Genomic DNA, 14,529 nt, shown 5'->3' with positions numbered 1-14,529 from the left:
TCCCCTTAATCCAGCCGACGTTTGGTTTTAAGCCACGTCAGGCCGATAAACATTACTGCCGAAGCGATTAAAAACAGCACGTTGACAATCAGCACTACCGGAATATTTCCCGCCAGAAACAGGCTTTGCAGGGTGCTGACGAAATAACGAGCCGGAATAATGTAGGTCACCGCCCGAATAATCGCGGGCATGCTGTCTATCTGGAAGATAAAACCCGACAGCATAATCGAGGGCAGGAAGGCGGCATTCAGCGCGACCTGCGCGGCGTTAAACTGGTTGCGAGTGATGGTGGAAATAAGCAACCCCATACCGAGCGTACTGAGCAGAAACAGGCTGGTAATGAAAAACAGGATCAGCAACGAGCCACGATAGGGCACGCCAAGAATAAACACCGATACCAGCATACACAGCAGCATCGCCAGCATGCCCAGAAAGTAATACGGGATCAGTTTGCACAGTAGGAGTTCGACGCGGGTGACTTCGGTAGACAGCAGCGCTTCCATGGTTCCGCGCTCCCATTCGCGTGCCACCACTAATGAGGTGAGGATGGCGCCAATGACCGTCATTATGATGGTTACTGCCCCAGGAATAATAAAGTGCTGGCTGATGGCCGCCGGGTTAAACCAGTAGCGGGTCTGCACATCGATCAATGGCTTGAACGATTCTCCACGATCTTCCGCCCGCTGTTGCTGCCAGATTTGCCAGATGCCTTCGACATAACCCTGCACAAAGTTGGCGGTATTCGGCTCACTGCCGTCGGTAATCACCTGGATCGGCGCCACGTCGTTGGGCCGCGCCATCTGCTGGGCGAAATCCACCGGGATCACCACCAGCCCGCGAATGCGTCCGGCCTGCATTTTCTCAATCAGTTCCTGACGGTTATCGCTGATGGTGGCGTCAATATAGGGCGAACCGGTCATAGTATGGGTAAAATCCAGCGCCTCTTCGCTTTGCTGTTCGAGCAAAATCCCTACCCGCAGCTTGCTGGAGTCGAGGTTGATCCCGTAGCCGAAGATAAACAGCAGCAGCAGCGGGATCACCACCGCAATCAGCCAACTGCTGGGATCGCGGACGATCTGGCGCGTCTCTTTTACGCACAGCGCACGTACGCGACGCCAGGAGAGAGCGGAGTTACTCATGCGTATGCTCCTTATCCCAGTCATTGATTAGCGTAATAAACGCCTGCTCCATGGTCGGATCCGGCGTGTCGCTGTCGGCAGCCTGAGCTTTCAGGTCGTCCGGCGTACCGCTGGCAATCAGTTTGCCGCGATACACCAACCCGATGCGATCGCAGTATTCCGCCTCATCCATAAAGTGGGTGGTCACCATCACCGTGACGCCTTTTTCCACCATGCTGTTGATATGCAACCAGAACTCGCGGCGGGTGAGGGGATCGACCCCGGAAGTGGGTTCATCAAGGAACAGAATGTCGGGTTCATGCATCAGTGAGCAGGCCAGCGCCAGACGCTGCTTAAAGCCCAGCGGCAATTCGTCGGTGGCGTGGGAGGCGATGCTCTTCAGGCCGAATGCCTCGCTCATACGGTCAATTTTCTCTTTCTGCGCCCGACCGCGCAGGCCGTAGACACCGGAGAAAAAGCGCAGATTCTGTTCAACCGTCAGGTTGCCATACAGGGAGAATTTCTGCGCCATATAGCCCAGATGCTGACGCGCTTTGCCGGAGCTGACTTTCAGATCCATATCCAGCACCAGCGCTTTGCCGGAAGTGGGGACCAGCAGGCCGCACATCATTTTAAACGTGGTAGACTTACCGGCGCCGTTGGGTCCTAACAGACCAAAAATCTCGCCGCGCTGCACGGCAAAGTCTACGTGGTCGGTAGCGGCAAAATCGCCAAATTTCTTGGTCAGCGCTTTGGCCTCGATCACCGTTTCGCCAGGCGTGCCTTCCACGGTATGCAGGATAGCCCCCAGCGGGGACTCTGATGTTCCGGCCCCACCGAGTAAATCGATAAAAGCATCTTCGAAGCGCGGCGCAGTTTCGTTGATGGTTATCTCCGGCATGCCGTCAGCGCGTTGAATCTGCTGAGCTGTAGCCTCTTTTTTCAGGATTAAACGGACTGATTTCCCCTGAATCATCCCATCGCTGACCTGCGGCAGTTTTAATGCGCGTTGCAGCAGCCGGCGGTTGTTTTCCTGCGGACTGCTCATCAGGAAGCTGCGACCCGCCATGGTTTGCGTAAGCTGAGTGGGATCGCCCTGGTATAATAATTCCCCTTCGTTCATCAGCAGCACATCACGACACTGTTCAGCCTCATCCAGATAGGATGTACTCCAGAGGATCAGCATGCCGTCCCCGGCCAGTTCGTGGACCATTTGCCACAGTTCGCGACGGGAAATAGGGTCGACGCCGACGCCTGGCTCATCCAGCAGCAATACTTTGGGTTCGCCGACCAGCGTACAGGCAAGCCCGAGCTTCTGTTTCATGCCACCGGAAAGCTTGCCAGCCAGTCGTCCGGTAAACGGCCCCAGCGAGGTGAATTCCAGTAGCCGGGCAAAGGTTTTTTCTCGCGTTTCACCGGTGACGCTGCGCAAATCAGCATAGAGATTGAGGTTCTCCATGACCGTCAAATCTTCATACAGACCAAATTTCTGCGGCATATAGCCGAGCACTGCATGCAGCGCGCTGTCGTCTCTGATGGGATCAAAACCAATCACCGCAGCACTTCCGGCATCGGGTTTTAACAACCCCGCCAGCATTCGCATCAGCGTAGTTTTGCCCGCGCCGTCGGGTCCGACAAGTCCGGTCACGTAGCCCGCATGGACGGTGCAGTCGAGTGGGGCGACAGCCGGTTTTTCCATTCCGGCAAAGTTTTTCGTCAGCCCTTTAAGCGTAATGACGGCGTCATTCATGCCGTGCCTCATCGGCAAACTTAATTGTTACCGGCATTCCCTGGCGTAGCGCATCGTCCGCGTCGGTGACGACAATTCGCAGTCGATAAACCAGGTCGGTGCGCAGGTCAGGGGTCTCAACCGTTTTCGGCGTAAACTCGGCGGTAGGGGATACGAAGCCGATTTTACCGTGATACGGTTTGTCCGGGCGACCATCGGTATAGAGCTGGATTTCTCGTCCTGGCTGCGCCTGGCTCAGATTTCGTTCGTCAACGTAGGCGCGAACCCATACCGGACGCGTGAGCGACAGCGTCAGTACCGTGCCCCCTTCGTTCAGCATGCTGCCGGGTTCAACCGCACGGGTGAGAAGCGTGCCATCTGACGGCGAGGTCAGCGTGGTGTCATGCAAATTAAGCTCTGCCTGCGCCAGCTCGGCCTGGGCCTGTTCGAGCGCGGCTTTTGCCTGTTCGATGTCCTGTACACGATTACCGCTGCGATATTGCGTGAGCTTATCCTGCGCGGATTTCAGTGAGGCCAGCGCCTGATCCCGTGATGAACGGGCGTTTTCCAGATCGTTGGCGGAAATGGTGCGGCTTTTCCACAATCCTACCTGCCGATTGTAAAAGTTCTGCGCGTAATCATAGGCCGCCTGCGCCTGTTTGACAGCCGCCGCGGTTTGCGCGATCTCTTCTTCGCGATATCCTGCCAGCATCAGATCGTATTGCGCCTGCGCAGCGGCAACATTGGCTTTTGCCTGCATTAATGCGTTTTCATACGGCGCGCGATCCAGTTCGCCCAGCACCTGACCGGCGGTAATCGCATCGCCTTCGTCAACAGCCAGCGAGGCCAGCCTGCCGCCGACGCGAAAACTCAGGTTGACGCTACGGATGTCGACATTGCCGTACAGCGTCAGGCCGTTATCTTGCCGGCTTTGATACCACCACGTTCCACCGGCAATCACGGCAACGAGGGCCGCGATGACCAGCCCGAGAACGACAGGTTTTTTCATGACTCCAGACTCCTTTGCGTTAAACCTTGCAGAATAAGATCGATGTGACAGGTGATCGTTTGGTCAATCAGCGCGGTTTTATCCTCATCAAATTGTGACCAGCCCGTACGCAACAGAATGGTTTCTTTCCCCAGACGAAAGGCCAGCACTTCGCCGAGTATGGCGTGGGTGTGCAGAATCATTTGGGTATCGTTGGCATCGCCGCCGGTATAGGCGGCAATCAGGCGTGTCAGGTGTGTATGCAGCGGATTGATAACCTGGTCGTGCACCAGTTGATAAGCCGCGGTGGGGGAAAGCTGTTCACGCGAGATAAATTTGCTCAGGTTAACGGTGTCGTCCTGAGTTAACAGCATGATCATATTTTTGCAGGCGCGCAGGATCAGTTCGCGCATAGCGCCGCGATCAGGCTCCGGCTGCGCAAACAGACGCTCGGCTTCTTCAGCGTGCGGGCGAAACTGTGAGCCGATAAAATCTGCAATCCACTGGGCGCAGGCGAGATATAAATCCTCTTTTGAGCCAAAATAGTAGGTGATGGCCGCAATATTTTGCCCGGCCTGAGCGGCGATATCGCGCGTGGTGGCATGTAGACCATACTCGCCAAACTGCGCCAGCGCGGCGGCAATGAGCTGATTTTTCGCCTGTTCACCTTTGGTTGTCATGGTGGGTGTATTCATGGCACAACTCTAATCTTAATCAATCGATTGATTAAGATTATGACTGATGTGCAACCTTGTCCAGTCCAGACCGTTATTTTCCTGGACAGGGATAATTTATGCGGCACATCACAAAAACTGCTACACTCCGCCCCTTCATGACATTGTGGTTTTTGTCATCTCTATTATATGTATCTCCCTGAAAACGACACCGGTAACGGTCAGGGTGGTTCGGAGTTGTTATGTCTTTTGATTCCCTTGGTTTAAACCCTGATATTTTACGTGCCGTTGCCGAGCAGGGTTACCGTGAACCTACCCCTATTCAGCAGCAGGCGATCCCTGCCGTGCTGGAAGGCCGCGATCTGATGGCCAGCGCCCAGACCGGCACGGGGAAAACGGCAGGTTTTACCCTGCCGCTGTTGCAGCACCTGATTACTCATCAGCCGCATGGTAAAAGCCGTCGTCCGGTTCGTGCGCTGATCCTTACGCCAACCCGCGAACTGGCAGCCCAGATTGGCGAAAACGTCCGTGATTACAGTAAGTATCTGAATATTCGCTCGCTGGTGGTTTTCGGCGGCGTCAGTATTAACCCGCAGATGATGAAGCTGCGTGGCGGCGTGGATGTGCTGATTGCCACTCCGGGTCGTTTGCTCGATCTGGAGCACCAGAATGCGGTGAAACTGGATCAGGTTGAAATCCTGGTGCTGGATGAAGCTGACCGCATGCTGGATATGGGCTTTATTCACGACATTCGTCGCGTTCTGGCGAAATTGCCGGCAAAACGTCAGAACCTGCTGTTCTCAGCCACGTTCTCTGACGATATCAAGTCGCTGGCCGAAAAGCTGCTGCACAATCCGCTGGAAATCGAAGTGGCGCGTCGTAATACCGCGTCCGAGCAGGTGACTCAGCACGTTCATTTCGTAGATAAGAAGCGTAAACGCGAACTGTTGTCGCAGATGATAGGTCAGGGCAACTGGCAGCAGGTGCTGGTGTTTACCCGTACCAAACACGGTGCGAACCATCTGGCGGAACAGCTGAATAAAGACGGTATCCGCAGCGCGGCGATCCACGGCAACAAATCTCAGGGAGCGCGTACGCGTGCACTGGCTGATTTTAAATCCGGTGATATTCGCGTGCTGGTGGCGACCGACATTGCCGCGCGCGGCCTGGACATTGAAGAATTGCCGCATGTGGTGAACTACGAGTTGCCAAACGTCCCGGAAGATTACGTGCACCGTATTGGTCGTACCGGTCGTGCGGCCGCTACTGGCGAAGCGTTGTCTCTGGTGTGCGTCGATGAACATAAGCTGTTGCGCGACATCGAGAAGCTGCTGAAAAAAGAGATCCCGCGTATTGCAACGCCAGGCTATGAGCCAGACCCGTCCATCAAAGCCGAGCCGATCCAGAATGGTCGCCAGCAGCGTGGCGGCGGCCGTGGTCAGGGTGGAGCAGGGCGTGGCCAACAGCCGCGTCGTCAGGATGGCGGTGCGCCAAAAGCGAAACTGCGTAGCGGCGAAGGCAAACCGGCAGGCGACAAGCCTCGTCCACCGCGCCGTCCGCGCAAACCGTCTACAGCGCAGTAATTCCCTTACTGTATGGCTGTATAAACACGCTATCCGGTCTACACACTGTGTAAGCCGGATAGGTCAATCACTCCCCCGAACTTTGCGATTTCAGCACGATCGAGCAGGTATATCGTCCTGCCGGGTGAATCGAAATCGTCGTCTCAAATACTTTCCCGTCCCTGTCAAGATAACGACGCACAATTCTCATCGCTGGCGAATCAGGCGCTACATTGAGAATCTTTGCCACCTTTTTGGGCACTCCGACAGCCGTAATGGTCTGATGCACCTCATGACTTTTGATACCGTAATGCGTTTCGATCAAATCGCTGATTAATGAGTGTGGATCGTCACGGATGTACGTGCGCAACTTGGCGTAATCCGTGCTGGCATAGCTGTCCGTCCAGCAGATTGGCGCGTCGGGGTTGTGCGCATCTTCGCGAGTGCTGGCAATGTGCAGCCATCGAGAACCTGGCGGGCAGCCAATCATCTGGGACAACTCTATGTCCGCCACAATCTCATCGATTTTCTTGATGACGCGCAGATTGTTTTTGGCCAGCAGCAACAGATCCTCAAGATGCGATAGCGGGTGATTGACGCCGTTCGCCTTAGGTTCGCAAACGCGAGTACCCGCACCTTTACGCCGTGAAATCAGACCTTGCTCTGATAATTCCCTTAACGCCTCACGCATGGTGTGGCGGCTGACCTGCCATGTTTCGCACAGTTCCATTTCCGTAGGAAACAGCGAGCCGGGGGCGAAGGTTCCCACCGCAATTTGCTGCGCCAGTTCACGTGCTATTCGCTTGTACAGAGATTCTTTCATCGCAGTTTCATCAAAATATTAGTGATCTTTATCACGAAAATTTGTACGGACTATTCCCTACATTTCTTATGAATACTATAAATGTCCGTACATTTAAATGTACGGACATTTTGTTATGTCTGGACATTATGGCGGCGTTTGGACATTCAACAAACTGCCGTAAACACGCATCTTATCATTATCAGATTTTCCAGGGGGATTTATGGCTTCGAATGTACTTGATTCTGTTCTGTTCAGGGATTCTTTCGGTACACCGGCGATGCGCGCGGTGTTTGACGATCGCGAACTGGTGCGCAAATACGTGGAAGTGGAAGTGGCATTAGCCAAAGCCCAGGCACGCTGCGGTGTGATACCCGAGGCTGCTGCGGTGGAAATTGCTGAAAAATGTAATGCCGACACGCTCGATTTTGATTTATTGCGCCATGAAACCGAAATTGTGGGTTATCCGATCCTACCGCTGGTCCACCAGATTTCTAAACAGGCTGGCGAGTCCGGCGGTTATGTGCACTGGGGGGCAACCACTCAGGACATTATGGACACCGCAGTGGTCCTGCAAATTCGTGATGCTTTTGCGCTCATTGAATCCGATATGGACAAACTCCGCGCCACGCTGGCCGATCTTTCACGCCGCTACCGTGATACGCCGATGGCCGGGAGAACCCATTTACAACAGGCTTTGCCGGTGACATTCGGTTACAAAGCGGCCATCTGGCTGGATATGTTTGAACGCCACGCGGAACGTCTTACCCAGGCGCGTCCTCGTGTATTGGTTGGCGAATTTGCGGGGGCGGCCGGTACGCTGGCATCGCTGGGGGATAAAGGGCTGGCGGTACAAAAAGCGATGATGGAAGAGCTTGGTCTGAATGTTCCAACCTCCACCTGGCACGTCGCGCGTGATGGTTTTGCCGAAGCGGTGAACCTGTTAGCGGTGATTACCGGGTCGCTGGGTAAGATTGCCTACGACGTAATGCTGCTGGCAGCTAACGAGTTTGGTGAGCTGTATGAGCCGTTTGTTAAAGGGCGTGGCGCCAGCAGTACCATGCCGCAGAAACGCAACCCTATTTCCAGCGAGCTGATGCTGGCGTGTGCCAAAGGTGTTCGCCAACAGGCAGGGTTGATGCTTGATGCGATGGTACAAGATCTGGAGCGTGCAACCGGGCCGTGGCATGCCGAATGGATTGCCATCCCGGAAAGTTTCGTTCTCAGCGCGGGGGCGTTGCATCAGGCCAATTTTATGCTGGCGGGGCTGGTGGTCGATGAAGCGGCGATGAAACGTAACCTCGGTATGACCAACGGATTGATTGTAGCTGAGGCAGTCATGATGGGATTGGCCCCGTACATCGGTCGTCAGGATGCACATGACGTGGTGTACGACGCCTGCCGTATCGTCAACGAACAGGGTGGGCGATTGGCTGATGTGCTGAATGCGATGCCCTCTGTCTCTGAACGACTGGACCCACAGTTGATTGAAAAACTGACCGACCCGGCAAATTACCTTGGAATGGCACCGGCGATGGTGGATCAGGTATTAGCAAGATATATGTCGCGGAAATGAACGTTCTCGGGCTAACGGAATAAGGATATTTTTATGTCAACAAATTCTGTCACGGGAAAATCCATTCTGTCGTTCCTGATACCGCTGGCGATAGGCGCGATCGTTTGGTTTTATCCCGTACCTGATGGTCTGACGCCTCAGGCCTGGCATATGTTCGCGATATTTGCCGCGACCATTGCCGCCATTCTTACTCAGCCGCTCCCTTCGGGGGCGGTGATGTTGGTTGCACTTTGTGTGGTTATTTTCACCAAAACATTACCAGAGGCAAAGGCGCTGTCAGGGTTTGCGTCCGGTACGGTATGGCTCATTTTCTGTGCCTACGTCTTGTCTCTGGGGTTTGTAACGTCAGGACTGGGGAAACGTATCGCGTATAAAATGTTATCGCTCTTTGGCGGTAGCAGCCTGGGTATCGCTTACTCACTGGGGGTTTCCGATCTGATTATGGCCCCGGCAATGCCGTCAGTAACCGCGCGGTCCGGGGGCATTATTTTTCCCATCACTCGTTCAATCAATGATGTATTGGGTTCCGCACCAGGGGTTACTGGCAAGCGCATTGGCGATTTCTTAACCATGGTGTGCTTCCAGTTTACGCCGATTACCGGGGCGATTTTCCTCACCGGGATGGCGGCGAATCCGCTGGTAGCCAGTCTGGCTAAATCGTCATTGGGTATAGAGATAACCTGGGGCGGATGGTTTATTTCCGCAGTGGTCCCTGCGATGGTCTGTTTCTGCCTGATGCCACTTCTGGTTTACAAGTTATTGGATCCCGAGCTTAAGCGTACGCCAGAGGCAAAAGCGATGGGTAAACAGGCGCTCGGTGAACTCGGTTCGATGAGCAGCAATGAGAAAAAGGTTGCGTTTGGGTTTGTGCTGGCGCTGGTTGGCTGGGGCACTAGCTTGATTACAGGATTGTCTGCCACATCTGTCGGACTGGGGCTGGCTGCTTATCTGTTCGCCTCGGGTGCCGTTAGCTGGAAAAGCCTGCTTAATGACCATGCGGCATGGGATACGGTAATCTGGTTTAGCGTCATAATTAGTCTGGCGACCGGACTTGCCGATCTGGGCTTTATTAAATGGATGACCGTAAAGCTAGGCAGCGGTATTCAAGGGTTTGGCGCGATCGAGTCCTTTATTGTCCTGGGGATCCTTTACATTTACGTCCATTATCTCTTTGCTACGGCTACCGGGCACGTGGCTGCGCTGTATGCCCCTTTCGCGGCCACGGCGATCGCTGCAGGTGCGCCGCCGATGATGGTCGCTATTTGCTTCGGTATCTTTAGTAACCTGATGTGGGGGAATACCGAGTATGGCGGCGGACCTGGCCCTATTTATTTTGCCCAGGGCTATTTTGAACGGCCGCGCTTTTACAAGATTAACCTCTGCGTGGTGACGGCAAATGTGATCATCATTTTTGCCGTGGGCATGCTGTGGTGGAAGCTGCTGGGGTACTATTAATCGACACGTTTATTCGGCCTGCAATGAACCTGGCTGTAGGCCGGATAGCATGTAAGCCGCCATCCGGAAATTTAAGTCAAAGCTGCGAAGCGCTTTCCAGAATGGGGGAAAAAGGTACATTCAACGACTGAAATGTGCCACAATAGTGGCTGTTTATACAGTACTTCAGGTTTTCTCATGGCACTAACGGCTGCGTTAAAAGCGCAAATCGCCGCCTGGTATAAGGCGCTTCAGGAACAGATCCCCGACTTTATCCCCCGTGCGCCGCAGCGGCAGATGATTGCTGACGTTGCGAAAACACTCTCCGGGGAAGAAGGGCGACATCTGGCGATTGAAGCGCCGACCGGGGTGGGGAAAACTCTGTCTTATCTGATTCCCGGTATTGCCATAGCGCGTGAAGAACAAAAAACGCTGGTGGTTAGTACCGCCAACGTCGCTTTGCAGGATCAGATCTACAGCAAAGATTTACCGCTGCTACGCAAAATTATCCCTGACCTGCGTTTTACCGCCGCGTTTGGTCGCGGACGCTATGTCTGTCCGCGTAACTTAGCGGCGCTGGCCAGTACCGAACCCAATCAGCAGGATCTACTGGCCTTTCTCGACGACGATCTGACGCCCAATAACCAGGAAGAACAAAAGCGCTGCGCCAGGCTAAAAGGCGATCTCGACAGCTACAAGTGGGACGGGCTGCGCGATCACACCGATATCGCTATCGACGACGGACTCTGGCAACGCCTGAGCACTGATAAAGCCAGCTGTCTGAACCGTAACTGTCACTACTATCGTGAATGCCCTTTTTTTGTTGCCCGCAGGGAGATTCAGGAAGCCGAAGTGGTGGTTGCCAACCACGCGCTGGTGATGGCGGCCATGGAAAGCGAAGCCGTTTTGCCGGAGCCGAAAAACCTGCTATTGGTGCTTGATGAAGGCCACCATTTGCCCGACGTCGCGCGCGATGCGCTGGAGATGAGCGCAGAAATCAGCGCCCCCTGGTACCGACTGCAGTTGGATCTGTTTTGCAAATTAGTGGCTACCTGCCTGGAGCAGTTTCGGCCAAAAACCACGCCTCCGTTGGCGAATGCCGAGCGTCTGAATGGTCACTGTGAGGAACTGTATGAGCTGATTTCCTCGCTCAATAACATTCTTAATCTGTACATGCCCGCTACTCAGGAGGCGGAACACCGCTTCGCGATGGGGGAGCTACCTGCGGAAGTGATGGAGATTTGTCAGCGTCTGGCAAAACTAACGGAAATGCTGCGCGGTCTGGCGGAACTGTTCCTCAACGATCTCAGCGAAAAAACCGGCACTCACGATATTGTGCGTCTGCATCGGGTTATTTTGCAGATGAATCGGGCGCTGGGCATGTTTGAGGCACAAAGCAAATTGTGGCGGCTGGCATCGCTCGCGCAATCATCGGGCGCGCCGGTGAGTAAATGGGCGACGCGCGAGGTGCGTGACGGGCAGATCCACGTCTGGTTTCACTGCGTGGGGATCCGCGTGAGCGATCAGCTCGAACGACTGCTGTGGCGCAGCGTACCGCATATTATTGTCACTTCCGCCACGCTACGCTCGCTCAACAGCTTCTCGCGTCTGCAGGAAATGAGCGGCCTGAAGGAAAAAGCAGGGGACCGGTTTGTTGCGCTGGATTCACCGTTTAATCACGTTGAACAGGGCAGAATCGTCATTCCGCAGATGCGCTACGAACCGCTAATTGAAAACGAAGAGCAGCATATCGCGGAAATGGCCGCCTATTTCCGCGAACAGCTGGAAAGCAAGAAGCATCAGGGGATGTTGGTACTCTTTGCCAGCGGCCGGGCGATGCAGCGTTTTCTGGAGCACGTTACCGATCTGCGCCTACTGTTGCTGGTTCAAGGCGACCAGCCGCGCTATCGTCTGGTGGAGCTGCACCGCAAGCGGGTGACCAACGGCGAGCGTAGCGTGCTGGTTGGGCTGCAATCTTTTGCCGAAGGTTTGGACTTGAAAGGCGACCTGCTGACTCAGGTGCATATTCACAAAATTGCTTTTCCGCCTATCGACAGCCCGGTGGTGATCACCGAGGGCGAGTGGTTGAAAAGCCTGAACCGCTACCCCTTCGAGGTGCAGAGCCTGCCCGCGGCGTCGTTCAATTTGATCCAGCAGGTAGGGCGACTCATCCGTAGCCATAGTTGCTGGGGAGAAGTGGTTATTTATGATAAGCGTTTATTGACCAAAAACTATGGCAAGCGTTTACTGAATGCGTTACCCATATTTCCGATAGAGCAACCTGCTGTGCCAGACGTTATAGTAAAACCAAAAGAAAAAGCGAAACCCAGACGCCGCCGTCGGCGTTAACGACGCGAGCAATAGGCAAGGAGTTAACGATGGATTACCGCAAAATCATTAAAGAGATTGGGCGAGGAAAAAATCACGCGCGTGACCTGGATAAGGATACTGCTCGCGGATTGTATACCCATATGATGAACGGCGACGTACCTGACCTTGAAATGGGCGGGGTACTGATTGCGCTACGTATTAAAGGCGAAGGCGAAGCGGAGATGCTGGGCTTTTACGAAGCGATGCAAAACCACACCATTCGCCTGACTCCGCCGGTAGCGAAACCCATGCCGATTGTCATTCCCAGTTACAATGGCGCGCGCAAGCAGGCGAATTTGACTCCGCTGCTGGCGATTTTACTGCATAAGCTCGGCTTTCCGGTGGTGGTACATGGCGTCAGCGAGGATCCAACCCGCGTGCTGACAGAAACCATTTTCGAGCTGATGGGAATTGCGCCGACGCTGCATGCCGGGCAGGCGCAGGCAAAGCTGGATGGTCATGAGCCGGTGTTTATCCCGGTGAGCGCGCTGTGTCCTCCGCTGGAGAAACAGCTGGCGATGCGCTGGCGAATGGGCGTGCGTAACAGTGCGCACACGCTGGCTAAATTAGCCACGCCGTTTGCTGAAGATGCCGCGCTGCGTCTTTCCAGCGTGTCCCACCCGGAATATGTTTCGCGCGTGGCGAAGTTCTTCGGCGATATCGGTGGGCGTGGCCTGTTGATGCACGGTACCGAGGGCGAAGTGTATGCCAACCCGCAGCGCTGCCCGCAGATAAGTCTGATAGATTCATCCGGTGTGCGAGTGTTACAGGACCGACAGAGCGAGATGCCTGATGAGCCGGTACCGCTACCGGTAGCAAAAGACCCGGAAACCACCGCGCGCTGGATTGAGCGTTGTCTGGCGGGCAGTGAGCCTGTTCCGGCATCGTTGAAAATCCAGATGGCCTGCTGCCTGGTGGCAACCGGTGAATCCGCCTCACTGGCTGAAGGACTTGCCCGCGTCGAGCAAAGTTTCTAACTAATTTGTTATCCCGACGGGCCATTTACCAGGCCTGTCGGTTCTCTCATTTCAGCAACGTGAAATTTCTGCACGTTTATTGACCTCCGGAGCGCCGTGGCGCAGCATAGTTTGTTGAAAAATAAGAAACACAACAAACACGCGACACAACAGGAGATAACAATGAACAGTGGACATCGCTTCCATGTGCCAACGCTGCACGCCTTTATCCAGGCCGTTTTTCATCAGATGGGAAGCAATGAGCAGGAGGCGCGGCTGGTGGCAGATCATCTGATAGCCTCTAACCTTGCTGGTCACGACTCCCACGGCATCGGCATGATCCCAAGCTATATTCGCTCATTCTCACAAGGGCACCTGCAGATCAACCGTCATGCCAAAGTGGTCAAAGATGCGGGAGCGGTGATAACGTTTGACGGCGACTGTGCGTTTGGTCAGGTGGCGGCGCACGAGGCAATCACGCATGGAATCGAAAAAGCGCGCCAGTACGGTATCGCCGCCGTGGCATTACATAATTCGCACCATATCGGACGCATTGGCTACTGGGCGGAACAATGTGCGGCGGCAGGTTTTGTTTCGGTGCACTTTGTGAATGTGGTAGGTATCCCGATGGTCGCACCGTTTCATGGCCGCGATAGCCGTTTTGGCACCAATCCCTTCTGCGTTGTGTTCCCGCGTAAAAATACTTTCCCGTTGTTGTTGGACTATGCGACCAGCGCCATCGCGTTTGGCAAAACCCGTGTGGCATGGCATAAGGGCGAACCGGTTGCACCTGGATGCCTGATTGACGCAAATGGAGTGCCCACAACCGATCCTACCGTAATGCAGGTTTCTCCGCTGGGGTCGTTACTGACATTCGCCCAACATAAGGGTTATGCGCTGGCGGCGATGTGCGAAATTATGGGCGGGGCGCTTTCTGGCGGTAAAACAACACATGAAGAAAGCCTGCAGACCAGCGCGGATGCCATCATTAACTGCATGACGACCATCATTATAAATCCTCAACTGTTCGGCGCGCCGGACTGTGATAACCAGGTTGCGGCATTTGCTGAGTGGGTGAAAGCGTCTCCGCATGCTGAAGGTGCCCCGATCCTGTTACCAGGGGAGTGGGAGGTGAATACGCGTGAGGAACGGCTGGAGCAAGGTATTCCGCTGGATGCCGGGAGCTGGAAAGCGATTTGCGAGGCGGCGCTGCAAATAGGGATGCCAGACGTCGTGTTACAGGAGTTCCGTCAACGACTGGAACACTAAGCAAAAAAAGCCCGTCCAGTGGCGGACGGGCAAACAAAGGGTAACAAACAG

11 protein-coding genes are annotated in these 14,529 nt (G+C 54.6%); 6 read left to right on the top strand and 5 right to left on the bottom strand.

Translation table 11 applies throughout. The annotated features are described in order from the left end of the window. Positions 1-5 precede the first annotated feature (5 nt). From OGV77_RS02425 to cecR, 4 genes are read right to left on the bottom strand one after another with little or no spacing between them, the layout of a single operon-like run. Complete coding sequence (locus tag OGV77_RS02425) at positions 6-1,139, bottom strand: ABC transporter permease (protein WP_043015682.1); 1,134 nt, start codon at positions 1,137-1,139, stop codon at positions 6-8. Beyond that, complete coding sequence (locus OGV77_RS02420) at positions 1,132-2,868, bottom strand: ATP-binding cassette domain-containing protein (RefSeq protein WP_043015683.1); 1,737 nt, start codon at positions 2,866-2,868, stop codon at positions 1,132-1,134. The genes OGV77_RS02425 and OGV77_RS02420 overlap by 8 nt, the downstream gene beginning before the upstream one ends. Further along, complete coding sequence (gene hlyD / locus OGV77_RS02415) at positions 2,861-3,856, bottom strand: secretion protein HlyD (protein ID WP_047412484.1); 996 nt, start codon at positions 3,854-3,856, stop codon at positions 2,861-2,863. The genes OGV77_RS02420 and hlyD overlap by 8 nt, the downstream gene beginning before the upstream one ends. After that, the gene (cecR, locus tag OGV77_RS02410) at positions 3,853-4,530 is read right to left on the bottom strand and encodes a transcriptional regulator CecR (protein WP_003035216.1); all 678 of its coding nucleotides are present in this window, start codon (positions 4,528-4,530) and stop codon (positions 3,853-3,855) included. The genes hlyD and cecR overlap by 4 nt, the downstream gene beginning before the upstream one ends. A 221-nt stretch (positions 4,531-4,751) precedes the next feature. Here cecR and rhlE point away from each other — a divergent pair, with 221 nt between their 5' ends. Then, positions 4,752-6,092, top strand: a complete 1,341-nt coding sequence (gene rhlE / locus OGV77_RS02405; protein WP_087051515.1) for an ATP-dependent RNA helicase RhlE — start codon at positions 4,752-4,754, stop codon at positions 6,090-6,092. A 67-nt stretch (positions 6,093-6,159) separates the two neighbouring features. Here the strand turns inward: rhlE and OGV77_RS02400 are convergent, their stop codons facing one another. Then, on the bottom strand, positions 6,160-6,894 hold the full coding sequence (locus tag OGV77_RS02400; RefSeq protein WP_087051514.1) for a GntR family transcriptional regulator: 735 nt from the start codon (positions 6,892-6,894) through the stop codon (positions 6,160-6,162). A 202-nt stretch (positions 6,895-7,096) separates the two neighbouring features. Between OGV77_RS02400 and OGV77_RS02395 the strand changes: the two genes are divergently transcribed. The 5 genes from OGV77_RS02395 (at position 7,097) to OGV77_RS02375 (ending at position 14,478) form a co-directional block, all read left to right on the top strand. Beyond that, the gene (locus OGV77_RS02395) at positions 7,097-8,449 is read left to right on the top strand and encodes a class-II fumarase/aspartase family protein (RefSeq protein WP_043015686.1); all 1,353 of its coding nucleotides are present in this window, start codon (positions 7,097-7,099) and stop codon (positions 8,447-8,449) included. Between the two features lie 33 nt (positions 8,450-8,482). Continuing rightward, entirely contained in the window at positions 8,483-9,904 is a 1,422-nt protein-coding gene (locus tag OGV77_RS02390; protein WP_043015687.1) for a DASS family sodium-coupled anion symporter, read from the top strand. 177 nt (positions 9,905-10,081) lie between these two features. Continuing rightward, a complete protein-coding gene (gene dinG / locus OGV77_RS02385) occupies positions 10,082-12,232 on the top strand; it encodes an ATP-dependent DNA helicase DinG (RefSeq protein WP_087051513.1) in 2,151 nt (716 codons plus the stop codon). Between the two features lie 29 nt (positions 12,233-12,261). Continuing rightward, a complete protein-coding gene (gene ybiB / locus OGV77_RS02380) occupies positions 12,262-13,230 on the top strand; it encodes a DNA-binding protein YbiB (RefSeq protein WP_043015689.1) in 969 nt (322 codons plus the stop codon). Positions 13,231-13,392: 162 nt separating this feature from the next. Beyond that, a complete protein-coding gene (locus tag OGV77_RS02375; RefSeq protein WP_087051512.1) occupies positions 13,393-14,478 on the top strand; it encodes a malate/lactate/ureidoglycolate dehydrogenase in 1,086 nt (361 codons plus the stop codon). Positions 14,479-14,529 lie beyond the last annotated feature (51 nt).

Source organism: Citrobacter sp. Ce129 (assembly GCF_030334545.1).
In the GTDB taxonomy this organism is placed as follows: Bacteria; Pseudomonadota; Gammaproteobacteria; order Enterobacterales; family Enterobacteriaceae; genus Citrobacter; species Citrobacter europaeus.
Note: the sequence above shows the minus strand (reverse complement) of the source record. Positions and strands in the feature narration are given on the sequence as shown.